Genomic DNA, 23,552 nt, shown 5'->3' with positions numbered 1-23,552 from the left:
CAGTCCCGGGTGGGTTTTACCCACCCTTTTAGAATTAGATGATTTTTGTGTTCTGTTCTCGTATTTTGGAGATGTCATCTTCCGATATCTTCAAAAAGCGAATTACTCCAAACCCAAACCATAATGAATCACATCCAGAATCCCCTTGGTACAGATATGGCAAAACGATTCGTGAGATTCCATAACACAATTCATTCCAGGTTTATGACTTAGCCCTTTTGAGCTAGGAGAATCCGCGTACCCTCCCTGATAAGCTCCATAGACAGGAGGATTTGAGTTCCAATCACTGGAAGGTGTAGGAATGGCCACTTGAGGGCTTAGAAACTCACTCCATTTCAAAACCGAAAAAATGGGTTCTTTTAAAAAAGTAATATTTTGTGACCATGGTTCTTCCATATCCTCCGCAAACTCAAGCTCGGTACGGCCACCCCCTTCATACTCTTCATTAAGACCAAAAAAATGTCCAAATTCATGCAGTAAAATATAAATAAAATACTTGGAGTTTCCCGCGGGCACGGCCGTATGTGACATATAATTCCCCACTCCCCAATAGCGGCTGCTGTTTACAAGAACTATAGGATAATCGTAAGGAGCAGAGGCAATTCCCTCACGAAATTTGTTTTCCCGTGTTGGGTACACAATATGATACCAACGTCCAAAATTATCCCAATACGGATAGTACAATCCTAAAAACGAATTGAATTCTGGAACAGGGGTACCCAGATCCTCTGCAGCACCCAATTTAACTTGAGAAGGATTATATACTGCATAAAAATCCATAGAGTCAACACCAGGAAAATGAGCATCCAACAAAGCCTGAACCGCTTTAACAGAATGTCGCCAGAACAAGGATTTCTCATCACGCCCATACCCTTCCGCATAAAGATTAACTCTTAAGGATGGATTCTTTTTTGCCCGAGCCAACTCTTTGATCTCCAGCTCTTGAAACACCCTATCTGCACTCTTGAATTCGTCCGGACTTATATTTTTTTCTACTACTTTTTCCATACGTCCTGAATTAGGGTTCTCAGCATACAATTCGAATATCATGGTTTCAGTTGGCAAGGGAAAACGCAAATTGATGGCTCTGGCCAGTTTTCTGTATTCTTTACCTGTTCCAATAGAATCATAATGTAATGCTTCTCCGGTAGTGCTGTTTTTCAAAACCCCCAAATAACTGCCCCACTTGGGTTTATGGGTGCTACGAGCTAATAACGCAGGTGTTCCTGAAGCCTCTATTACTAATTCACTGACTGCATAGAGTTCATCTTCTCCCAGCCAATCTACCTGAATGCGCAATACAGGAATTCCTGATTGTCCAGATACTGATTTCAAAGAAAAGAGATTAAGCTCAGGATGACTCAAATGAATATACCGCTTATCAGAGGGGACTTTATTCGGATCCCAATAGGGTTTTGCACACACGAATTGAGCACTGCACAGTAAACTAATAAAAATGAATAAACGCATAATCAGATGTACCTCCATGTATGTTAAACCAGTGCCCCAATGTAGAAGGCATTATGAACAATAAAAGCAATACATCAATTAGTGTGACTGATCCACAATCCAGGGAGGATTAGTTCCTAATAAAGTTTTTGGATCGAAACCAAGGGAGTTGATTCTATCCCATTCCAGATCGAGAAATCCTGACTGGTCATGGAATGCGCGTTCCTCGCTAGTTCCACTAATCTGATAACAATTATCAAAAGGACCATAAGTAGAGGGATTGCAAATGACTCCGTTTAATTCATTCTCATTTCCCATTTTATTGTACCATTCATCGACAAGGAGTGGTCTTTCAGGGTTTAACGCTGGATCCAGTATATAAATTGAACCCATGTAATTTACAGCTGTTGAAACATGATACCACCAACTGACGTAGCCATTAGGAGAATACTGTGTTTGAAGAAGTAACTCACCAAAAGCAAAAATTTTGGCAGGTTTAATTAATTGCTCCTTTTCAAGTTTTATAATGGATAGCGCCGCTCGTGCAAAGCAACCATCATCAGGATAAAGCCAGCTGATTCTTCGTTCAAAGTCAGGATTGTTTTTTGTGAAAAGAAAGCGTGTATCACGAATGATTTTAAATAAAGTCATCATTTCATCATAAGCAACTACTGTCGGAACCAGACTGAAATCAATCTGCTTAATGGGAACTTTTTTTCCAATAGGCGTTTCTCTGGCTGTAACTGCTTTATCAGGAGCTTCAGGCATTGTACCCAGAACTCTTTTTAATGCCTGAACGTATGACTCATTAGGTAAACGCTTTGATGAATTATTCAGATCGGAAGGGCCAGAAAAAACCAGAAACGGAACAAACGTTAACAAATAAACGAGTACTCTCATAACAACTCCTATTCTTAGTTTGACATTGAAGATCGATGGCTTCAATACCGAGATCATCCTTGATCTTCTTAATAATTAACATGAAACATCGTAAAAAACTAGCAAACGTTTAACAAAGCCCAGCTCCCAAATACACGTTTATTACCCAATATTCTTAGTGCTAGCGAATGCCTTGAGGAGTATGTTACCAATTGAAACTCACGGCCTGTGTGCCCTTGCGCACAGCGTGGGATTTAGCACCTGATCGCATCTCAACCGAATTCCCACGGCGTTGACCCTGACTCTAGGTCACACATATTGAATCTTGGAGAAAAGTCAGATTTGCGTGCAGGTTGAGCGGAAACTATTCTGAAAAAGCGCAGCATAGATGGCTATGTGAGCATTTTTTAGAATGGTTTTCGCTCAAGATGCACCAAATATAGCTTTTCAGTGAGTTGTGCACAAGAGATAGGGCGTTGACCGCGGGATCCAATGCTTTAGGCCTTTTAGCCAGGATCTGTGATGTTACAAAAACGATATGAGCTTTGATAATGAAAAAGTGAGAACAACAGATTCCTGTTTGTAAGTAAACAGGCATATACTAAGAGTATTGCGAAACAACCTCATTTAAGTACACTGGGAGTTACTTTTATAATTAAAAATATTCTTTTTTTAACTAGAGTTTGCTGTGCTATCTCAGGTAAAATTGTGTATTCATTTTGAGGGGAAATATGATGTCACCTATTCTTGTTAGCATCCTGATGGGTTCCAAATCAGATTGGACTATCATGGAAGAAACCAGCCGAATGTTAGAGCAATTAAATATTCCTCACGAGGCACGTGCCTTGTCTGCTCATAGAACTCCTGATGCTCTGTTTGACTACATCAAATCAGCAGAATCTCGTGGCGTTGAAGTATTCATAGCGGCAGCAGGCGGAGCGGCCCATTTACCCGGTGTTGTTGCAGCAAAAACCATACTTCCTGTTCTTGGGGTGCCCATGCCCTCATCCACCTTTACTAACGGTATGGATGCGTTGCTGTCTATTGTTCAAATGCCCGCTGGAATTCCGGTTGGTACTCTTGCAGTAGGAAAGGCTGGAGCAATTAATGCCGCACTCCTTGCAGCGCGTTTTCTTGGAAATAAATATCCTGAATACCAGATTGCAATTAAAAATTATCTGGAACAACAAGCTAAATCCGTGTTGGAACATTCTCAACTGAAAGGATAAAAAATTAGAGTGTTGCTCATTGTATCCCACCCTAATTATCATTGATTTTATTTTCGGCTGGTACGTTTTTTACTACCAGCTGTTGCTTCAAGATACTTCCTAATGCAGTATTACCTAAATAAAATGGTTGTCCGCCCTTTCAATTAGCCTTAAGTTTTTCTTGACGAAATGTTAAATCTTTAATTCCCAATGTTATCGAAATCTCGCTAAGAAGACTATGTCCTGTTAGTAACTACAGTGTAGATTTTGTTGGTATCGAAAAATAGTGAATGAATGATGTTTAATCCCCTCATCCGCCTGTCGGCACCTTCTCCCGTAGGGAGAAGGCGATTTTAGTGAGATCGCGATAACATATTTTTTTGTGTGGTTCTCCACTTTCGCGAGGATTATTTGTTAAAAAAGAGTATCGTTCAGGTTTGAAGCACTGAAGTTAGATTTTTTTTCGTGATTTAGTGAGAGACATACGCCTTAAATCAACGTCCTGTCCTTTAATTGCTTATTAATGGGAGTTCTATTTAAATAAAATTGGCGTTAAACCGCACGAAGGCAGTAAATAGCAATTTGCCCTTCAGTTATTCTTGTTACAATGCCAACGGTACAATTTAACATATTGTCGAGATCTCAACAGAATCGCCTTCTCCCTCCGGGAGAAGGTGCCGACAGGCGGATGAGGGGATCGTAAAACCATTCAAACCCACTTTCCGCGACTTATTCCTGAGAGATGGTCACAAGAGGAATTTGAAAATACATTAGTGATGAATAATCAATGTAGTTTTCTCACGCACCATGAGAATCCTCACTATGGTTAATTTTTGTGAGGATCTCTCAGGACTTGTTCGCGGGATCCAATTCACTCTTTATAGGCACAATATATTCTTGTTTTGCGCACGATCTATCGATTCCGCGAACAAGTCGCGGAAAGTAGACTTGAACATAATGAAATGTCAACAGCCCCTAATTTTTTTCGATACAAACGAAATCTATAATATAGGTACAAATAGGGCATTATCTTCTGAATTTAACTCCTTGAAATCGTTGTGATCCAGGTGAGTTCCATATATTAATTTTCATGCAGGTGCTGTTATTGCGTAGGCTTTTTGCATTATCTGTTAATCCCATACATTGAATTCATTTTTGGTTGGACTAAGTATTTTAAAAGATAATTTTATCGTTTTAAGATCCCCTCATCCGCCGTTGGCACCTTCTCCCTGAGGGAGAAGGACTTTTTAGCGAGATTTCGATAACATTGGGAATTATCAATTTAGCATTTCGTCAAGAAATACTTAAGGGTAATTAGGAGAGTACGCCTGCTAGGGCATTAAAGGTTTTTTTTCATGAACAGAGATTCCATATGCTCAATCTATTACCCATATTGAGATGCAAAAATTTGGATGGCTTCTACCAAAGCGATACCCTCTAAATGTTGCACTCTCTCCTTCAAAGAATGCGGAGTATCGTTTTCAAATACCGGACATTTTTTTTGGAGTAGAATAGGCCCTTCATCGACTTCCCTGGTTACATAATGAATCGTACATCCTGTTTCCCTGACACCTGCCTGAATGACGGCTTGATGTACCTCCAAATCCATTTTTCCTGCAAAATCAGGCAATAGAGATGGATGAACATTGATTACTCTGTTCTTCCAAAGCGTTACAAATTCTTCCGATAAAATACGCATGTAGCCGATTAACACGACCAAGTCTACCTTGTGCTGCAGCAATGTACCACTAATGAGCCTGTCGTATTGCACTCGGTTCAATCCATCCGGGCTTAAATACTCATTATGCAAACCCTTGTTTTCAGCACGCTCAAGAATACTAGCGTTCGGTTTATTACTGATCACCACTTCAATAGTCGCAGACAGTTTATATTGGTTTATTGCATCAATGATGGGTAATAGATTAGTGCCCCTTGTCGAACCCAATACTCCTAATCGAATCATAATGAACGCAGCTTACGCATGGCCTCGATGCGCTTATTAATTAAAGAACTGGTTCCAATGTCCTTACGATGAAACAACGGTCCTTTTACTTGCGACAACTCCTGTTCAGCAATGCGCTCGGCTTCAGGAATAGTATCAGACACTCCGACATAAGCCGCAGTTCGCGAACCAGTAGCGTAGAGCAGCCCGTTCTCTTCATGAACTCCAGCTAAAAACAAGTAATGGTCATTAACAACAGCTGAAATATCAATTTCAACGTCACGAAGCGAATGCTCCGGGTAACCCTCAGGTACAGCATATTTGCATACCGTAGCCTGGGGAGAGAACTGAACCTGTTCTGAGTGTAATGTTCCCTTAACCATGGCAGTGCACAAATCAACAAAATCAGATTCCAAAATGCTCAACACATTAAGCGATTCAGGATCACCAAACCGGGCATTAAATTCTATAACTGAAACGCCTGTAGCTGTTGCAATAAAGCCCCCATAAATGATTCCAATATAGCGCTCTTTAGTTTCAGCCATTAATGCCTTTACAACACTTTGGTTGATTTTAAAGGCGTGTTCGACATCAGAACGATTTAGAAAGGGTAAACGATGATCTGCGGCAGTATAGCTTCCCATCCCCCCGGTATTCGGTCCTTTATCCCCTTCAAATGCCCGTTTATTATCCTGGATTAGAGGCATGGATATTAAAGAAATGCCATCTGAAAAGCACATGAACGAAAATTCCTGCCCTATCAATTTTTCCTCTATCACCAAGGACTGGCCTTGAGCAAAAATTTCTCTGCAAAAATCAAGCGCTTCAGCAAATGAATGAAGATGGTCCCCAGCGACCTTAACCCCCTTCCCTGCCATTAAGCCATTCGCTTTCACTACATATTGGTTATCACCTAACTCAGCTAAAAACTCAGAAATCCCCTCTGGATTTGAAAATAGTTTATATCTGGGTAAACCCGAAATATGGTATTTTTGCATTAAATCTCTGGCAAAACCTTTACTGGTCTCTATCTGCGCCAATGTTTTTTTTGGTCCTACGACTGGAATACCTGAATTCCATAAAATATCAGCTAGCCCGCGTTCTAACGGTGCTTCGGGGCCAATAATCGCCCAATCAATCTGCCAGTGTTTCGCCTGTTCATGAATTTGCTTCATATCAGTAATATCACCAAGCCAAAATCCCTGAGCGAGCTCTAGTATCCCGGGATTATTTGAAGAACCGCAACAAAATAATGCAGGTTTATGCTTCGAGCGATATAACGCCTTTGCAATGGCATGTTCGCGTGCACCAGAACCAATAATAAGAACATTCATTACGATATTTCTCCTATTTCAGTTTCAATGCCATTTTCTTTAATTCTCTTTTTTTCAAGGAGTTTTATTTTATCTTCGGAGATATTCCCGCAAATGTACTTGCCGTCCATACACGCCATACAGGGGCGACTCATATGATGCATGCCTCGACGAGTTACCGCTTCTTCCAAATCGTCCTGACTCTGATACAAGAGTTTATCAACCCCCAAAAACGCTCTAATTTCTTCTTCACTTTTATGAGCCGCAATCAATTTTTTTCGTGAAGGAATGTCTATACCATAAAAACATGGATTTTTTATTGGCGGGCAAGTAGATACAAAATAAATTTCCAAAGCCCCAAACTCACGGATCATTTTGACAATTTCGCGAGAGGTAGTTCCTCGTACTATGCTGTCATCCACAATAAGAACTTTCTTATTATTAATCTCCGTTTTTTGCGGCGTTAATTTATATCGTACCTGTCGAGAGCGTGACTCCTGGTTTGGCATAATAAACGTTCTGCCAATGAAGGGATTTTTATACAAGCCTTCGGAATATCGAATTCCAAGCTCATTAGCAAATGCGAGAGCGGCAGTATTTGCGGTGGAGGGAGCGGGTATTACGACATCAGGAATGGTATCAGGATAGTGCTCTTTCCATCTTTTTGCCAAATTTTGTCCCATGCGTAATCGTGACCTATAAACACTAACGTCATCAAGAGTAGCATCAGGTCTGGCAAAATAAACGTATTCAAAAATACATGGAGTGAATTTTTTATCAGTCAGAACCCGACGATACATTTGACCCTGATTATTTACATAAGCTACTTCACCCGCTTTGATATCACCTTTAGGTTCAAAGCCCAATGCATAAAAAGAAGTGGTTTCTGATGCAAAAATATAATCTTTAGTACCATCCTCCCGTTCACGCTCCCCCCAAACCAAAGGACGAATTCCATTAGGATCCCTGAAAGCAACTAATCCTTTTCCTATGACCAGGCTGACTACCGAATAAGAGCCCTCTACTCGCTTATAAATAGTATTTACCGCTTGGCACAATAAATTGAAAAACTGCTCTTCATCATTATCGGAATAAGAACCTACTGCTAAATTGTCAGCTAAAAGTAATAATAATGCTTCTGAATCCAGACTTGAATTTAAATGGCGATGTTGTTTGCCACAAATATCATCGACCAGTTCTTGATAATTCACCAGATTGCCATTATGAGCCAGAGCGATACCTCTGGGGCTGCCTATCCATAGAGGTTGTATATCGGCTTCACTGTAACCACCGGCGGTAGGGTATCGGGCATGCGCAATACCTACATTACCTTTCAAGCGGTGAAGATCCTCTAAATCAATAGATTCTCTGACCAAACCTGAACCATGCTTCGGGTAAAATCGATCATCGCAGGTCAGAATGCCACAGGCATCCTGACCTCTATGCTGGAGATGAATGAGGCTATCATAGAGTTCAGCAGCAACGGGTTCATGACTGTAAATACCAACAATTCCACACATAAGTCTTTTCCCTTCTGATAGAAACATTCAGCCCGAGCATTAACGCTTCACGTCAAGGACACTAAGCCAACCATCGTTCTATATTGTTGATGATTCTCTGATGCACCGGTCCAGGATTTTGTTCATACACAAAATCTTCCTGAGTAATCATCTCATAAAGCTGAATGTACCGCTCAGCGAGAGTAACAATGAGTTCCTCTGGAGCTTTGGGCAATTCTTTATCATTATAAGGATCACAATGATCAACAAACCATAAGCGCAAAAATTCTTTATCTATATTTTCAGGTTCCTTTCCTGCATCAAATCGCTCTCGATAGCTGGAAGACAACCAATAACGACTTGAATCAGGAGTATGAATTTCGTCGACGAGAACAATATTTCCTTCCTGATCACGGCCAAATTCGTATTTAGTGTCAACCAAAATGAGACCGTGCTGAGCCGCGACTTCCATTCCATGCAGGAACAGTTTCAGAGCATAAGAACTGGCTTCATCCCAATCCTCTTGAGTCATCCAACCTTCCGAAACGATCTCTGCGGGACTTATTGGACGATCATGCTCCGTTTCTTTGGTCGTTGGGGTAAGAATCGGCATAGGTAGTTTTTGATTTTTCTGTAATCCTTCAGGAAAAGATAAACCACAATATTCACGAACTCCCTTTTGATATTGGGTCCATAAAGAAGTGCTTGTTGTGCCAGAGATAAACCCTCTCACTACAAATTCAATGGGAAAAACCTTACATTTTTTAGCAATGACCACATTGGGGTCGGGTACTGCGATTAAATGATTGGGAACAATGGATTGAGTATTTTTAAACCACCAAACGGAGGTTAAATTTAATACCTGGCCTTTATAAGGGACTGAGGCCAATAAGCGATCAAAAGCACTTTGACGATCAGTAGTCACAAGAATCAATTTATCCCCAATGTCGTAAGTATCACGAACTTTACCCTGGTATTTTGTACCAAAATTAAAATTCGTTTCAGTTAAACAATAGGGTAATGCAGCAATTATGGCACTTTTATCAGGAGTTTTTATATTCATAGCAGTCATGGGCACATGGATTAAAAATAATATTTGAATTGAAAATCAATTCCTTAAGGTCGGCAATCTTGTCGTTCTCAGTTTCAAACATCCACAGAATGCCGTGCTGTATCTCTTGAACTCCATCAAGGGAAAAATGGTCCAAAAGCATTTGTTTTTTTTGCTGTCCTACTACATCATCTTTAGGTTGAACTAATAGAGCAAAACTTGAAGCCCTGGATACCTGTTGAGGTTCAATCAAATATTCTTTACGAGTATTGTACAAGACTCCCGTTTGCTTGATTTGTTCAACTACTTCTGAAGATTGGCACTGAATTTGCCAATGAACAATCCTGCTGACCCGTACTGGCAAACCCGATTGCTCTAAAGTATTTTGTACCGTTAATGCATGATTATCGGTAATAATATAGTGTACCAACAATTCATATCCTGACTTGTTTTGGGGATATGGACTTACTTTTATTGGCTGAGGAACATAAGACAACTCACTGGAGCTCCATTCTTTATGCTCAAGAATGTAGTCTTTCATTGATAAAAAAATAGCATCTCCGGCTGATGTCCGTTCCGGATGAGGCATCATCGCCATCACATTTCCGGACTTATTCATCACAGCCGCGGTATTAAGTACCGAGCCATTTGGATTGATCGGAAAGTTATCAATCACGTTGCCCTTCTCATCACAATACTGAAATACATTCAGTCCCTCATCAACAAGTTCCTTTAATAATGGCGCTGGAATGACAAATCGACCCTCAGCATGGGCTATGGGTACGGATAATATGGACTGTTCTGTCAAATGACGTGTAAAGGCATTATTGGGTGAATGAGCGGAAGGGCGGATGTGTATCCAGTCATTATAAAAACCCGTTCCCAATATCTTCCCATCAAGAATACGCCGGTTTTCAGTAAGAGCCATTCCTGGCTGATTATTTTTTAATCCAGGTACCATGCCTGTTTCGACTAAAATTTGAGCGCCATTGCATATTCCCAAAACCGGTTTACCCAATTCACTCTGGATGCGAATTTCCTTCATTACAGGATCCAGGGCAGCGATGATTCCAGCACGAGAGCGATCTTCATAAGAAAAGCCCCCCACTATCACATATCCATCCATCTCTCGTAATGTCGCAGGTGATTCATTCCACAAAAATTCTATGGGTATCATCCCTGCCCGCTTCACAGCCAGCATGGTTTCACGTTCGCAATTGGATCCAGGAAATTGAACTATTGCTATCTTCATCAGATTAGTCTCACACCAGAGGTACCGGATATCACATTACCTATCTCGAACAGTGGAAAATCAGGATACGTTTTTAATACAGCACGCATTTCATCCAATGCATCCTGGGCTACTATCATCACCAGACCTACCCCCATATTAAAGGTTCGATACAATTCCTGTTCATCCAGTTGTCCTAAAGATTTTAATACATTAAAAATGGGTAAGACCGGGCATTTATTTTTCTGAATTTCTACCGCACAGCGAGCAGGCAAGATCCTTGGAATATTCTCCAATACACCACCACCGCTGATATGAGCCATACCTTTAATGCTAATTTTTTGATCCAGCATATGAAGGACAGGCTTGGTATAATTGATGTGAGGGACTAATAATGCTTCGCCTACAGTCTGCTCCAATTCAGGAATTTTTGAGTCGACGGTATATCCACCTAAGTCAAAAAATAATTTCCTAGCCAACGAGTAGCCGTTGGTATGCAATCCACTGGAAGAAAAAGCCACTACTACATCACCAGGAACAATATCAGTTCCGAGAACAGCCTCTTCTTTTTCAACAACGCCGGTAATGATGCCGACCAAATCATGTTCACCCTTTAAATAGGTATCAGGCATTTCTGCTGTTTCGCCGCCAACCAGAGCGATCCCATTTTCCAGGCAGGCTTTAGTCATGCCAATAATAATTTCTTCAATATTTTCAGGCTTTAAATGATCTGTCGCAATGTAATCCAAAAGAGTTAGAGGTTTAGCACCAAGGACAATGATGTCATTTGTAGTAGCACTTACCAAATCAATTCCAATGGTATCAAATTTTTGCATCATTCGTGCGACTATCATTTTGGTGCCAACCCCATCAATGCTTTGGACCATGATGGGATGTTGATAATGCTCCATCAAAGGCTTTAAGTCATACATTGCTCCAAAACTACCTATACCTGTTAACACCTGTGGGGAAAAAGTCTTTTCTACATTACGCTTGATTCGTCTAACTGCTTCGTTACCCGCTTCAATATCCACACCGGCAGTTTTATAATTGATAGTAGTCATTACAGTACTCTCTCTCTAAGACCATGTTTCCAGGCGTGTTTAGCCTCATTCACTGACAGATTAATTTCTGAGTTTATACAGATGTAAGGTTTCTCCATGGAATGACCTATAGTCCAGTAAGATACAGAATAGGCATTTAAAATCGCATCGATTTGTGTAATGTGCTCCGGAGCGACTTCCAAAATAAAGCCCCCACTCTCGGAAAATAATAGTTTTTCAACAGGCAAAGAGCCTGGTATCACTACGTCTACCCCAATTAAATTCTTAAAGCTCATTTCCGCCAAAGCAACGGCAACGCCTCCTTCGGAAATGTCATGAGCAGATAAAACCAAGCCTTGCTGGATGGCTTTTGCGACCGCCTGAATCTCACCAGAAATGGTCTTTAAATCAGGTTGAGGGATTTTAGTCCCCAGTTGATCAAACAATTGATAATAAACACTGCCACCGCACTCATCTTTGCGTTCACCAACTAAAAGAAGCATGCTGTTAGATTTTTTTAAATCAAACGTAATTGAATGATCCACATCTGGCATGGTACCTAAACAGCTGATCATCGGGCTAGGTGGTATCGATCCTTTAGAAGATTCATTGTATAAGGAAACATTTCCGGCAATAACAGGTAAAGTGGAATCAGGATATTCTTTTAATTTAATGGCAGCACAAGCATCCACAATTCCACGTACTGAATCAACAAACTCCCCCATCTGTTCGGGTTTTTCAGGATTGCCAAAGCATAAACAATCGGTGAGTGCTACCGGATCAGCACCTACCGCAGTAATGTTGCGCACAGATTCAATTACCGCGTTTACCGCACCCCAATAAGCATCAATTTTATTATAACGAGGATTATGATCCAAAGATAAAGCGATTCCTGTTTTGCGAATTTCCTCAGGGTATTTCTCTTCATTAAAAGGCTGCATAACACCGGCATCAGCCCAGCCTGCCTCAATAAAGGTTCGACCCTGCACTTGTTTGTCATAAGTTTCAAATACAGGTGCTCTTGAGGCGATATTTTCATGAGCCAATAAGGATAATAAAATCTGATTAAAATTCGTGGGCTCAGGCAGAACGGGTTCGGTATGTTCCTGCTTTCTGGAAACAAAAGGTCTGTTGTATACAATGCCTTTTGTCACATCAGGCACTTTTGCCCGGACTAACTCCTTCCCATGAAAATTCACAACATAGAGACCATCAGTTCGGATTCTTCCAACAACTGCGGCACAAGCACCATTAGAAACCTTGGGTAGCGCAAAGATTTCGTTGTAATGATTCAAAACCGTATCAACAAGTTCTGGAGGAACAACCCACATAAAACGCTCTTGGGTTTCAGAACATAAAATAACGGAGGGCGGCAATCCAGACATGCCAGTTGGCACTTTTTCCAAATCAATTTCAGCACCATAAGATCCACCAGCTTCAGCCAGTTCAATACTGGCACAAGCAACACCTCCAGCACCTAAATCCTTAAAACCAACTTTATTAATGAGATTTTTTTCTCTCAATAGATCAAATAAAGCATAATTCGCTTTCAGTATATGGCGTTGCAAAAATGCATTCGGTTCCTGTACTGCCCCCTTGTTTTTCTCGCGAGAATCCTCCTCCAGTGTCGTCGAAGCAAAACTGGCTCCTCCAAATCCACTATTATCAGTAGGTTTTCCCACCAGTATAAAAACATAATCATCGGCATGTTCTGGGGCATAGGAATGGATAATATGATCTTCTCTGACTACTCCCAAAGTGACTACAGTAACAAGACAATTCTCATTGTATCCCGCATCGTAATACACATCACCAGCAATATTGGGTATACCTAATGGATTTCCGTAGCCTGCAATGCCAGCCACCACACCATCCTGAATCCAATGTGTATGAGAACGATTGATGTCACCAAACCTTAAGCTATCGGCTACAGCGATAACTTCGCCCCCCATACAGCAGACATCCCGTACATTGCCACCAACCCCAGTGGCAGCGCCTTCATAGGGCACAATCTGAGAAGGATGATTATGAGATTCATGACTGATAATAATCCCATAACGATGACCTTGATTATCTCGAGCTACAGATACAATACCGGCATCTTCCTTTGCACCAAGGATTACATTGGGAGCATCAGTCACAAACTGTTTTAAATGAACTCGACTGCTTTTATAGGAACAATGTTCAGAACCCTGAATGGACCATAAAACACATTCAGCCAAGCTGGGTGCTCGTTTAAGAAATTCATTCTGAATGGTTAAGGCTTCATCAACAGAAAGGTTAAGGTTGTGGTCACGAAGAGTTAGCGCAATGTCATCGCGCGATAAGATGGAAAAATCAAGAGTTTCAGTAGGCTTTTGCATGAATTCCTTAGACAACAAAGTATTAACCTATGAAGGATTAGTCTGACTAATCGCTCCCCCGGTAATCAAACTGATAAAGTCTCTTTATTTGCCCCCAGAAAAACAATACTGTTCTATTGATCTCGGAAATTGAGCGTATTGTATCGGTTTATCCGGGGTTGAAGCAATCCATTTTAAGATTTTTTGGAACTATTTTTTACCCACTCAACTAATGACCCATTCAATCTGTTTTTTTAAATCAATGGGTATTTCCGACAACTCTTCAAGATCATAATCCATATAAGGATTGCCCGTAGGATTTTTGTCTGAATGTTTTTTTATCTGCGCGTCACGTGCTTTATGCAGCCATTCAATCTGAGGTGAAAACAGGTGCAGCATTCCTTCAAGCCATTTATCAAGAACCTGCCAATAGGGATCATCAGCCAAGGTCATTTTATAGCGTTTCAGGAAATACGAAATGTGTTCTGCATCATACCAGATTTCAGAAGTCACCCATCGATTGACTGTGAAAAGCCGTATCGGTAATCCAAACTGGTTCATTCCTATTGCAACCAGATGAGTCATGGGATTATCTATATATCGGTCCCAATCAGACAAGGCTGCCGGCTTAATTCGTTTAGGAATGTGTTTGTATCGGATGAAACAATGAAAATGCCCATGTTCCGTACTTTCATAATTCTCTCTGTGGCAATGATAAAAATATTGAGAACCTGTTGCATGATCAATTCGATCACCCTTGGGGTAATGACTCATACGCTCATGCTTGCGCTTCTTTCTGAGCGTGTAATGAAGGATATTTTTTCCTTTTGGTGTAATCATTTGCTGTTGGGCTTCAAGAACCTGGGTTGCATAACCCAAAAATACGTTCTTTCTCCATTTGCTTAACTGGGGTAATACAAAATCAGAATCCGTTGTCATATTCACTACTACATTAAAGAAAGAGGTAGTAAAAACTACCTCTTTATGGGAACAAACTAATTATTAGTCACCACTGCAACCGCCACAACCTTTGCAACCGTTGCAACCTTTACAGCCTTTGCAACCTTTACAACCATTGCAACCTTTACAGCCTTTGCAGCCTGTACAAGTAGCAGCAGCAGGAGTAGATGTATCATCAGCATATGCTACAGACACCATAGGAGCTGAAGATAAAGCAGTTAACAGTGCAGCTACAGCCATTGTTGATTTTTTCATAATATTACTTCCTTGATAGTTAAAGGTTTTTATTTTGACCCACTAAGATATTAGCAAACAAATCAATAATTTTCTTCTTTTTTTGATAAAAATTTTTGTTTAATTAATAATTTATTTGACTTCCATTTGAACTACACGTTTTTTTAAGGCTTGACTGTGTTATTAAATACAAAACTGTCACTCTATGTTCACATGACTTCGGGATGCATACTCCATGATTAAACCTGGATTTCGCCAGGATAATTGTCACCATGCTCTAATGGGATAATTCATTTTTTGATAGCTTAAGTATTATTTTATCGAGTAGCCGTGTACTGAATATTCGTTTCAAAACAATAAATAAATAGGCAGGAAAAGTAACGGGATATTTAGGTTTCGGATGCTTTGCTTCAATGGCATGAATCAGTTTCTTAATGACGGCATCTGGTTTTTTGGTAAAAATTGAGTCGGCTTTATTTTGCTTGTAACTCGTTAACATCACTTCATATTGATTTTTAAAGAAACTATTATTTATATCAATATGTTGCAAGCTTCTATCCACTGCATTATCTCTGAATCGACTGTCGATGGGTCCTGGTTCAATACAGATTACGTCGATGCCCGAGGATTTCAGTTCCAATCGCAGCGTATCACTCAACCCTTCAACAGCATATTTCGAAGCATTATAAGCACCACGCATAGGCATGCTGATAATGCCCAGTATTGAGCTTACATTAATGATTCGTCCGCTGCCCTGCTTTCTCATTACCGGCACTGCCAGATTGGTAAGTTCCAACAACCCAAAAACATTCGTCTCAAACTGTTGGCGAATGACCGATCGACTGATATCCTCAAGAGCGCCTGCCTGGCCATAGCCTGCGTTATTGATTAATACATCCAGCCGTCCTGAAGTAAGTTTTAATAATTCGGAGAATGCATTTGTGATTGAGGATGATTCACTGACATCCATAAGAAGAGCTTCGACACCCTCCTCAATCAGTCGAGCCACATCCTCACTTTTACGGCATGATGCAATCACTCGATGCCCTCTTTTTTGAAGGGCAAATACAGTTTCATACCCTATTCCACTTGAACATCCAGTAATAAAAATGATTTTTCCTGGCATGCTGATCATCCTTAATTTCAAATGAAGTTATGCTACTCTCCTTAGCCCGAAAAAGAAATACTCATGAGTTCGATAAGAAATTACTTTCCAGGAGTTGCATCTGCCTTATATTAATGCTTAATTAATGAACCAAGTGTACTAAAGTGGTCTATAATTTTACTAAAATAATAATGAAAAGGCGAAAGCAATGGATACTCATATCAGGCTTGCATCCTTCTCTGGATCAATTGCAGCAGCTATTTTAACTCTTTCTATGTCATTATTTTATTGCAGTATTGCACATGCTGACTTAAGTTTTTCAAAACTACAAGGCACTCAATTAGCGTATTTTATTGGATATCATAGTTACAGCAGAAATCCTGTAGTAATCCAGGCAGTACCTGTTCAGCCGATACGAGGTGCTTATTGGACAAGGTGGAAATACATTGGCTTTAGTTGCTATCAAAGTTGCTTAATCGATAAATGGACCGGCCTCAATCTTCAATGCAGAAGGCGTTGCTAACAGTCCATCAATTGATCCCAGCCTGCCGAGACGCGTTACCTGGAAGGTAAACAACTTGGTGTTAAAGTCTCTTTCCAGTATTGTTCTGCTGACTTCCCTTTTCTATACCAGAACGATGGTAATAAGGAATGAGAATATAACCTGGAAGGAGCAATGTCTTGAGATCGTGCTGGCTCACTGGGCACGATACCCATTGTACGTTCAAGATTGTGTTTATTGAAACGAAAACGAATCCGATTATACGTGTTCTCGAGATATGAAGGCAAAGATTTAACTCTATAATTTTGTTCTTTTGTTATTGAATTTAATAACTCAGTGCGCTGCTCTATTTGTTCACACAAAATTTTGTGATTATTTCTCAAATTTTTTGGTATTCTTTTGTTTTCTCGTAACAAACTGATTAAATAACGATTCTCCAGATTCAAATCATTAGGAATATGTTCATGCTTCCCAACTAATTTAACGAGGGTCTTAAAATCATCTGGATCGATTTCATTTTGCAGTCGGTGAATTTCCTTACGTACCTCTTTTTTTCTATTGTTCAATAGAAGGTCTTGCTCTCTGATGTGAACAATGGACTCATTGATCACCGCTATTGCATGATATGAAAATATTAACGGAGAAAAATCAGTTTCATTGCTATGTGTTTTGATAAAGTCTCTTAAAGCAAAGTGATTTTTATTGGGTGAATTTAATTGGCATAACTCATGATAATTTTTTTGAACACTTTGGGGTAAACTGCTAACCAGATTAGGGCTTGCAATCAATTGCAAATTAGTAAAAACCAGCATAAAACCCTCATAACAATGACGCCTTAAAAGGACATCCGAAACTTCTATCCATCTCCTGAAGGCATTCAATTTTGCATCGGGTCGAGCACGATGTTGCAGTATGTCCTGTTTAAGAAAAAACTCCAATTCGTTTCTTAGTTCAAAATAATTACATTGGTTATAGCTGGATTTATTTTTGGATTCAAACCCTCTTGGATCTCTGAAATCGTCCAGACTCAATTTGTAAAATACTTCCCTTAACTTAAAATCAATCACTGATGCATAGTCAGTTACAATTTTATTTTCGATATAACTGTAGATCACTTGATTTTTTTTAGAACTGGCTATTGATTTTTGGACTGATTTATCGGCTATCACGGTGTCAATCTGTTCCGAGCTAATCGGATTAGACAGAAACTGAAAATTACCATTCCGATTCAACCAATCTTGAAATTTATTAATGCGCATTGTTGTAAACTCCCTTTAACAACATAAACACGATCTTATAAACTTTTTGCATCATGCAAAATAGTCAATTAATCCTTTGGGTACTTGTTTTTTAAGTGGGGTGATTAAGGCCCCATCTTCAATCCCCTGTATCGCTTCTTCTTTTACAAAACCACTGGGATTTTGATCTGATTGATGCGAATTCCTATCCATACCAACATTGACCTCAGCCAAATCCAGCCCTTGGTTCGCCATCATCTCTCTTAACCGAGGCAAGGACTGATCCACAACATCTCGTACATGACTGCTATGACTGATGATGTTTACAGATGCAGAATCCTTAACCACTTTAATATTAATTTCCAATGGTCCCAGATCTTCAGGATTTAATTTGATTAAGGCACTTTTAACACCATGCTGCCCTAACCAAACAATATGATCTGAAAATTTATCTGCCCATTGAGCATCACTTAAGGGCAATGATATGTCAATATGTTTTGTTTTATTGGCATCTGTCAAATAATTGGAGAATTGATTATTGATTAATTCAGATTGTGAAGTCATCTGTGGATTGTTATTCAATGCTGAATATTCTGGTTGAATCGTTTGATCCATAATGAGCTTTCCATTGCTTGATTTATTCACTAGTGTCTCAATGGATAGATTTTTAACGTCATGAATCAAACGCTCGTTACCATCTTTTGATGAATCCTGGTCAGTCAGTTGTGCGTCACTATTCTCATCAGAAAGTAAATCAGTCTGCACATTGTGATCACTTACGTGCATCAATCCCAAACGCCCATTGCTTTTACCATCCAAAGGCTGTTCGGTGTTTTCTGCCTCGGAAGCAAGGTTCATCGCTGACATCGAAGTCGCAGGCAGTGGTGGCTCAAACTGATCGGAGTCTATCCAGGTAAGAGCAATGTTGGAATCCAGTCGGTCAGTTGGTGCAGTCGAAATTTTGACTGTCTCAGTCAATTGATCATCCTGTGGAAGAATCTGACTGATATCGGTCATAACAACCTGATCCTTAGAACTTGTGGAGGCGGCATCTACTGCATCTGCTTTAGCCTCATTCGCTTTCTCATTAATTAAATCTGTTTTTTTAGAATCGCTTTCTTCTGAAAGGCCATCCTTTTTTAATGAATCATTTAACAACAGCTCGGTGAACAACAATACAAAGGCACCAGGCTCAATTGCAGCATCGTTGAGCAGATCATCATTTTGGTCGCTTTTAGTATCCGGCAATTCAGCTGATGCTATCTGTTCCTGACCAGAGCCATTAGCATCAGAAAACTTAAACGAATTAAGAATAAGGTTATTCAGATCAATCATAGTGACACTCCTTGTCTCATGAATACTTAAAATGCAATATTCATACCAAATGCAAACATTACGATAAAATAATCAAAGTACTGTTAAGTAATATTTCCTCGGTGTAAATCTGTACAGAGACATCTATTTCAGCAAAACAACACATGGTAGCCTTCGTCCATAAACTGATTATGAGTATTTATCTATGAATGGATTTTTATTTTCTCCTGTCATCACCAGAGATGAAGTTAACCAAAAAATTAATCGGGCAATCCACTTGCTGGATGACATTCATTCCAAGGAAAAAGAGCTGTTTCTTAGTGAACTGAGGAATAGAATAAGTGATTTTGAAAAAGAACTTGCAAATGATGAAATCTCTTTTGATGAAAAAGAGCAAATACTAATCCAATACAACCGGTTTGCGCGAACATTAGTTCATTGTATGAAATCACCCGATAGAGCATCCGACTCAATTAATTACTATCATCGATTTAAATATTATCCAGTAGGAATTGAAGACACGATGAAACCGAGTCTTTTACTTCAGAATTCATCCATTGCCCTTTTAGGAATCGGTGTTGCTTTATTGGCAGTGTCAATACCCGCGTTTTTATTCAACCCGGCTATTGGCTCTATAGCTCTTTCGATAGCAATTACAATGCTGTTTCCAAGTTGCTTTTATTTAATGACTCCCGAATCACCTGATACAACCAGAAAGAAATCTGAAGAAAAACACATATTTCAACAGGCTGCTCAGCTCATAAAGCCTGAACTCACCTTTAATGATGAATTCGATACTCCAGAATCCTCATCGCCAATCTATGCTTCATAAATTACGGAATCAGCAACTCGAATTTCCGCGGCTTCGACCCTGAGAGATCCTCACAAAATTTGAGCATAATTAATTGATTTATAATTAATAATTAGAAAAATCTACGTACCGCGCATAAAGCGCGGTACGTAGGCACTTGGACGATGATTCAATTTTGTGAGGATCTCTCAGGCTTCGCCCGCGGAATCCACACAATGTAATCGGCGGGTAAAAATAGAAAATAAAATTGATGTGAAACACCACGGTTCACCGAGAATTGATTCGGGAATGTTCTTAAAGACAAATAATTGAACCGCTCTTATAAAATAGATAGAGTCTAGTTTAAAAGACCTCATGAAAAATTCCTAAATTTGAGCTATTATTATTTTTTTGATTTTGGGAGTTCTTTTATGAAAGTAGGTCATGACAGTCTATCAACAAAAAGTGAATTAAAAGTTGATGGTAAAACCTATCATTATTACAGCTTGAAGGAAGCTGAAAACAAAAATTTCAAAGGGATTAGCAGGTTACCTTATTCTCTTAAAGTTCTCTTTGAAAATCTATTACGCTTTGAAGACAATAATACCGTCACAACAAAAGACATTAAAGCAATAGCAGACTGGTTGGAAACTAAAACCTCCCAGCATGAAATCGCATTCAGACCTGCGCGTGTTCTCATGCAGGACTTTACTGGAGTTCCGGCTGTTGTCGATCTGGCCGCCATGCGCGACGCAATTGTAAAAATGGGTGGAAATGCCGATAAAATCTCCCCTCTTTCTCCAGTTGATTTAGTGATAGATCACTCTGTTATGGTAGATAAATTTGGCACCAAAGACGCTCTTGAAATCAATACTGAAATTGAGATGGAACGCAATAATGAGCGCTATGAATTTCTCCGTTGGGGACAAAAAGCATTTTCCAATTTTCAGGTCGTCCCTCCAGGTACGGGTATTTGCCATCAAGTAAACCTTGAGTATTTAGCAAAAACCGTTTGGAGCAGTGAATGCGACGGTCATTTGTACGCTTATCCTGACACCCTGGTGGGTACAGATTCTCATACAACAATGATTAATGGACTGGGAGTACTAGGCTGGGGAGTCGGCGGTATAGAAGCGGAAGCTGCCATGCTTGGACAACCAGTCTCGATGTTAATTCCTGAAGTAATTGGTTTTAAATTATCAGGAAAATTAAAAGAAGGGATCACTGCCACCGATTTGGTGCTGACTGTAACTCAAATGCTTAGAAAAAAAGGAGTTGTCGGCAAGTTTGTAGAATTTTACGGCCCAGGATTAAATGATTTACCACTGGCAGACAGGGCAACCATCTCCAATATGGCTCCAGAATATGGGGCAACCTGTGGATTCTTCCCGGTCGACAAAGAAACCATTCGTTACCTAGAGTTAACAGGGCGCGATCAGCATACTATTGCGTTGGTTGAAGCTTATGCAAAAGCGCAAGGCATGTGGTATGACAAGAACAGTGAAGATCCCGTGTTCACTGATACGCTCCATTTGGATCTGGATACAGTTGAGCCCTCTTTAGCGGGACCCAAAAGACCCCAGGACAAAGTCAACCTGTCTTCACTACCCGTTGAATTCAATCATTTTTTAAAAGAAGCAGGCAAAGAGTCAGAGAGCAACACCGAGTTCACTGTTAAAAATAAAGAATTTAAAATGAAGCATGGTAACGTGGTCATTGCCGCCATTACCAGTTGTACCAACACATCGAATCCAAGTGTTCTAATGGCTGCAGGACTGGTTGCCAAAAAAGCAATTGAAAAAGGATTACAACGTAAACCTTGGGTAAAATCTTCTTTAGCTCCAGGTTCCAAAGTGGTTACCGATTATTTAAAACAGGCGGGATTGCAATCCTATCTGGATCAATTAGGCTTTAATCTGGTTGGTTATGGTTGTACTACCTGTATCGGTAATTCTGGCCCTCTGCCTGATGCTATTTCACACTGCATCACAGATAATGATCTGGTGGTATCAGCCGTTTTATCTGGAAATCGTAATTTTGAAGGCCGCGTTCATCCTCAGGTTCGTGCGAACTGGCTGGCCTCTCCTCCATTAGTTGTCGCTTATGCATTATGCGGATCCACATCTGTTGACTTAAGCAAAGAACCTTTAGGACAAGACACCCACGGAAACGATGTGTTTCTAAAAGATATCTGGCCTACGAATGCTGAAGTGGCTCAAGAAGTTGCGAAAGTCACTGGTAGTATGTTCCGCAAAGAATATGCTGAAGTGTTTAAGGGTGATAGTCATTGGCAGGCCATAAAAACAAGTACAGGAACAACTTATGAGTGGAATCCTGAATCCACTTATATTCAGCACCCTCCTTTCTTTGAGCATCTGAAAGCAAAACCAGAGGCAATTAAGCCCATAAAACAAGCTTATATTCTGGCTCTTTTTGGTGACTCCATAACAACAGATCATATTTCACCCGCTGGATCCATTAAAGCGAGTTCTCCTGCCGGGTTGTATCTCAAATCAAAAGGGGTTGATGAAAAAGATTTTAATTCCTACGGATCACGTCGTGGAAATCATGAAGTCATGATGCGAGGAACTTTTGCCAACATTAGAATTCGAAATGAAATGACTCCGGGGCAGGAAGGTGGAATCACTCGTTATATTCCAACTGGCGATATTATGCCTATTTATGATGCATCGATGCTTTATCAGGCAGCACATCATGATTTGGTTGTTATTGCTGGTAAAGAATACGGAACAGGTTCATCAAGAGACTGGGCAGCCAAGGGAACCAATCTGTTGGGTGTAAAAGCTGTACTTACTGAAAGCTTTGAGCGCATACATCGTTCTAATTTAATTGGAATGGGGGTTCTGCCACTTCAATTTATGGATGGAGTGACACGTAAGACTTTGCAACTGGAAGGCAGCGAGCGTATCAGCATTGAGGTATCAGACGCTCTCACACCTGGTGCAAAAGTATCTGTCACAATTGAACGCAATGACGGTCGAGTAGATCATCTTCAGGCGCTGTGCAGAATCGATACAGCAGATGAACTGGAATACTACAAAAACGGCGGTATTCTTCAATACGTATTGAGAAATCTTTGCGCTTAAACAAAATGAAGCCTTTATCGATCGATTGGGCTATCCACAATATGGAGTTATTTATAATTGGTAGTCGCTGCGCGACTACCAATTTCTATTATGTCTTCAGGCGCTAAAAAATTTTCGCAATCGCAAGCTGTGTCGAAGACGTTCACCTGAAATAATAGTTCCGTTAAAGGATGCAATTTCTTTCTATCAATTCTTGGATCTTCGAGCGAGTCGAAATGATATAAAAATTCAGGTACATCTTCTGATGACATCATTAAATTCCTTGTAAAAACATGGAGTTTAAAAGGTAATGATAATTAATGCATTAATTCAGATTGTGCCAATTTGCAGGAGATTCCTCGCTAC

At 40.1% G+C, this 23,552-nt stretch carries 20 protein-coding genes; 4 read left to right on the top strand and 16 right to left on the bottom strand.

The genetic code is table 11. The features are described from left to right. Nucleotides 1-102 precede the first annotated feature (102 nt). On the bottom strand, nucleotides 103-1,470 hold the full coding sequence (locus tag G543_RS0104410; protein ID WP_051190575.1) for a M64 family metallopeptidase: 1,368 nt from the start codon (nucleotides 1,468-1,470) through the stop codon (nucleotides 103-105). Nucleotides 1,471-1,548: 78 nt separating this feature from the next. Then, on the bottom strand, nucleotides 1,549-2,349 hold the full coding sequence (locus G543_RS0104405) for a protein-glutamine glutaminase family protein (protein ID WP_028383465.1): 801 nt from the start codon (nucleotides 2,347-2,349) through the stop codon (nucleotides 1,549-1,551). Between the two features lie 713 nt (nucleotides 2,350-3,062). On the opposite strand from G543_RS0104405, the gene purE reads away from it, so the two are divergent. Continuing rightward, entirely contained in the window at nucleotides 3,063-3,557 is a 495-nt protein-coding gene (gene purE, locus G543_RS0104400) for a 5-(carboxyamino)imidazole ribonucleotide mutase (protein ID WP_028383464.1), read from the top strand. Between the two features lie 1,005 nt (nucleotides 3,558-4,562). Here purE and G543_RS19535 read toward each other — a convergent pair. The 11 genes from G543_RS19535 to G543_RS0104350 form a co-directional block, all read right to left on the bottom strand. Then, the gene (locus tag G543_RS19535; RefSeq protein WP_115343509.1) at nucleotides 4,563-4,676 is read right to left on the bottom strand and encodes a DUF559 domain-containing protein; all 114 of its coding nucleotides are present in this window, start codon (nucleotides 4,674-4,676) and stop codon (nucleotides 4,563-4,565) included. A gap of 244 nt (nucleotides 4,677-4,920) precedes the next feature. Next, on the bottom strand, nucleotides 4,921-5,499 hold the full coding sequence (gene purN, locus G543_RS0104395; protein ID WP_028383463.1) for a phosphoribosylglycinamide formyltransferase: 579 nt from the start codon (nucleotides 5,497-5,499) through the stop codon (nucleotides 4,921-4,923). Then, nucleotides 5,496-6,812 carry a phosphoribosylamine--glycine ligase gene (purD, locus tag G543_RS0104390; protein ID WP_028383462.1) on the bottom strand — a complete coding sequence of 439 codons (1,317 nt, stop codon included), beginning with the start codon at nucleotides 6,810-6,812 and terminating at the stop codon, nucleotides 5,496-5,498. The genes purN and purD overlap by 4 nt, the downstream gene beginning before the upstream one ends. Beyond that, a complete protein-coding gene (gene purF, locus G543_RS0104385; RefSeq protein ID WP_028383461.1) occupies nucleotides 6,812-8,311 on the bottom strand; it encodes an amidophosphoribosyltransferase in 1,500 nt (499 codons plus the stop codon). The genes purD and purF overlap by 1 nt, the downstream gene beginning before the upstream one ends. A 61-nt stretch (nucleotides 8,312-8,372) precedes the next feature. Further along, the gene (locus G543_RS0104380; protein ID WP_028383460.1) at nucleotides 8,373-9,353 is read right to left on the bottom strand and encodes a phosphoribosylaminoimidazolesuccinocarboxamide synthase; all 981 of its coding nucleotides are present in this window, start codon (nucleotides 9,351-9,353) and stop codon (nucleotides 8,373-8,375) included. Further along, on the bottom strand, nucleotides 9,334-10,593 hold the full coding sequence (purQ, locus tag G543_RS0104375) for a phosphoribosylformylglycinamidine synthase I (protein WP_028383459.1): 1,260 nt from the start codon (nucleotides 10,591-10,593) through the stop codon (nucleotides 9,334-9,336). The genes G543_RS0104380 and purQ overlap by 20 nt, the downstream gene beginning before the upstream one ends. Further along, a complete protein-coding gene (gene purM, locus G543_RS0104370) occupies nucleotides 10,593-11,636 on the bottom strand; it encodes a phosphoribosylformylglycinamidine cyclo-ligase (RefSeq protein ID WP_028383458.1) in 1,044 nt (347 codons plus the stop codon). The genes purQ and purM overlap by 1 nt, the downstream gene beginning before the upstream one ends. Continuing rightward, nucleotides 11,636-13,978, bottom strand: coding sequence for a phosphoribosylformylglycinamidine synthase subunit PurL (gene purL, locus G543_RS0104365; protein WP_028383457.1), 2,343 nt, complete (start codon nucleotides 13,976-13,978; stop codon nucleotides 11,636-11,638). Before purL ends, purM begins: the two co-directional genes overlap by 1 nt. Nucleotides 13,979-14,182: 204 nt before the next feature. Further along, on the bottom strand, nucleotides 14,183-14,896 hold the full coding sequence (locus G543_RS0104360) for a DUF6969 family protein (protein WP_028383456.1): 714 nt from the start codon (nucleotides 14,894-14,896) through the stop codon (nucleotides 14,183-14,185). 63 nt (nucleotides 14,897-14,959) lie between these two features. After that, nucleotides 14,960-15,172, bottom strand: coding sequence for a hypothetical protein (locus tag G543_RS0104355; RefSeq protein WP_028383455.1), 213 nt, complete (start codon nucleotides 15,170-15,172; stop codon nucleotides 14,960-14,962). A 256-nt stretch (nucleotides 15,173-15,428) separates the two neighbouring features. Then, nucleotides 15,429-16,277, bottom strand: a complete 849-nt coding sequence (locus G543_RS0104350) for an SDR family NAD(P)-dependent oxidoreductase (RefSeq protein ID WP_035921399.1) — start codon at nucleotides 16,275-16,277, stop codon at nucleotides 15,429-15,431. 187 nt (nucleotides 16,278-16,464) lie between these two features. Between G543_RS0104350 and G543_RS0104345 the strand changes: the two genes are divergently transcribed. Beyond that, the gene (locus tag G543_RS0104345) at nucleotides 16,465-16,779 is read left to right on the top strand and encodes a hypothetical protein (RefSeq protein WP_051190574.1); all 315 of its coding nucleotides are present in this window, start codon (nucleotides 16,465-16,467) and stop codon (nucleotides 16,777-16,779) included. Nucleotides 16,780-16,814: 35 nt separating this feature from the next. Here G543_RS0104345 and G543_RS0104340 read toward each other — a convergent pair whose 3' ends face one another. After that, nucleotides 16,815-18,017: a RasGEF domain-containing protein gene (locus G543_RS0104340; protein WP_028383452.1), complete on the bottom strand. Its 1,203-nt coding sequence runs from the start codon at nucleotides 18,015-18,017 to the stop codon at nucleotides 16,815-16,817. 51 nt (nucleotides 18,018-18,068) lie between these two features. Beyond that, nucleotides 18,069-19,331 carry a flagellar hook-length control protein FliK gene (locus G543_RS18305; protein WP_028383451.1) on the bottom strand — a complete coding sequence of 421 codons (1,263 nt, stop codon included), beginning with the start codon at nucleotides 19,329-19,331 and terminating at the stop codon, nucleotides 18,069-18,071. A 184-nt stretch (nucleotides 19,332-19,515) separates the two neighbouring features. Between G543_RS18305 and G543_RS0104330 the strand changes: the two genes are divergently transcribed. Then, nucleotides 19,516-20,142 (top strand): lpg1689 family Dot/Icm T4SS effector, encoded by a 627-nt coding sequence (locus G543_RS0104330; RefSeq protein ID WP_028383450.1) that lies wholly within the window; start codon nucleotides 19,516-19,518, stop codon nucleotides 20,140-20,142. 389 nt (nucleotides 20,143-20,531) lie between these two features. Then, nucleotides 20,532-23,207 carry an aconitate hydratase AcnA gene (gene acnA, locus G543_RS0104325; RefSeq protein ID WP_028383449.1) on the top strand — a complete coding sequence of 892 codons (2,676 nt, stop codon included), beginning with the start codon at nucleotides 20,532-20,534 and terminating at the stop codon, nucleotides 23,205-23,207. A gap of 47 nt (nucleotides 23,208-23,254) precedes the next feature. On the opposite strand, the gene G543_RS0104320 is transcribed toward acnA, so the two are convergent. Beyond that, on the bottom strand, nucleotides 23,255-23,461 hold the full coding sequence (locus G543_RS0104320) for a hypothetical protein (RefSeq protein ID WP_133141385.1): 207 nt from the start codon (nucleotides 23,459-23,461) through the stop codon (nucleotides 23,255-23,257). Nucleotides 23,462-23,552: the final 91 nt, after the last annotated feature.

This window comes from Legionella moravica DSM 19234 (assembly GCF_000423305.1).
Lineage (GTDB): Bacteria > Pseudomonadota > Gammaproteobacteria > Legionellales > Legionellaceae > Legionella > Legionella moravica.
Note: the sequence above shows the minus strand (reverse complement) of the source record. Positions and strands in the feature narration are given on the sequence as shown.

Bases quoted from the DNA above. Each gene is read 5' to 3' on its own strand.
- G543_RS0104410 (WP_051190575.1), bottom strand. From the start codon at position 1,470: ATGCGTTTATTCATTTTTATTAGTTTACTGTGCAGTGCTCAATTCGTG.
- G543_RS0104405 (WP_028383465.1), bottom strand. From the start codon at position 2,349: ATGAGAGTACTCGTTTATTTGTTAACGTTTGTTCCGTTTCTGGTTTTT.
- purE (WP_028383464.1), top strand. From the start codon at position 3,063: ATGTCACCTATTCTTGTTAGCATCCTGATGGGTTCCAAATCAGATTGG.
- G543_RS19535 (WP_115343509.1), bottom strand. From the start codon at position 4,676: ATGGGATTAACAGATAATGCAAAAAGCCTACGCAATAACAGCACCTGC.
- purN (WP_028383463.1), bottom strand. From the start codon at position 5,499: ATGATTCGATTAGGAGTATTGGGTTCGACAAGGGGCACTAATCTATTA.
- purD (WP_028383462.1), bottom strand. From the start codon at position 6,812: ATGAATGTTCTTATTATTGGTTCTGGTGCACGCGAACATGCCATTGCA.
- purF (WP_028383461.1), bottom strand. From the start codon at position 8,311: ATGTGTGGAATTGTTGGTATTTACAGTCATGAACCCGTTGCTGCTGAA.
- G543_RS0104380 (WP_028383460.1), bottom strand. From the start codon at position 9,353: ATGAATATAAAAACTCCTGATAAAAGTGCCATAATTGCTGCATTACCC.
- purQ (WP_028383459.1), bottom strand. From the start codon at position 10,593: ATGAAGATAGCAATAGTTCAATTTCCTGGATCCAATTGCGAACGTGAA.
- purM (WP_028383458.1), bottom strand. From the start codon at position 11,636: ATGACTACTATCAATTATAAAACTGCCGGTGTGGATATTGAAGCGGGT.
- purL (WP_028383457.1), bottom strand. From the start codon at position 13,978: ATGCAAAAGCCTACTGAAACTCTTGATTTTTCCATCTTATCGCGCGAT.
- G543_RS0104360 (WP_028383456.1), bottom strand. From the start codon at position 14,896: ATGACAACGGATTCTGATTTTGTATTACCCCAGTTAAGCAAATGGAGA.
- G543_RS0104355 (WP_028383455.1), bottom strand. From the start codon at position 15,172: ATGAAAAAATCAACAATGGCTGTAGCTGCACTGTTAACTGCTTTATCT.
- G543_RS0104350 (WP_035921399.1), bottom strand. From the start codon at position 16,277: ATGCCAGGAAAAATCATTTTTATTACTGGATGTTCAAGTGGAATAGGG.
- G543_RS0104345 (WP_051190574.1), top strand. From the start codon at position 16,465: ATGGATACTCATATCAGGCTTGCATCCTTCTCTGGATCAATTGCAGCA.
- G543_RS0104340 (WP_028383452.1), bottom strand. From the start codon at position 18,017: ATGCGCATTAATAAATTTCAAGATTGGTTGAATCGGAATGGTAATTTT.
- G543_RS18305 (WP_028383451.1), bottom strand. From the start codon at position 19,331: ATGATTGATCTGAATAACCTTATTCTTAATTCGTTTAAGTTTTCTGAT.
- G543_RS0104330 (WP_028383450.1), top strand. From the start codon at position 19,516: ATGAATGGATTTTTATTTTCTCCTGTCATCACCAGAGATGAAGTTAAC.
- acnA (WP_028383449.1), top strand. From the start codon at position 20,532: ATGAAAGTAGGTCATGACAGTCTATCAACAAAAAGTGAATTAAAAGTT.
- G543_RS0104320 (WP_133141385.1), bottom strand. From the start codon at position 23,461: ATGATGTCATCAGAAGATGTACCTGAATTTTTATATCATTTCGACTCG.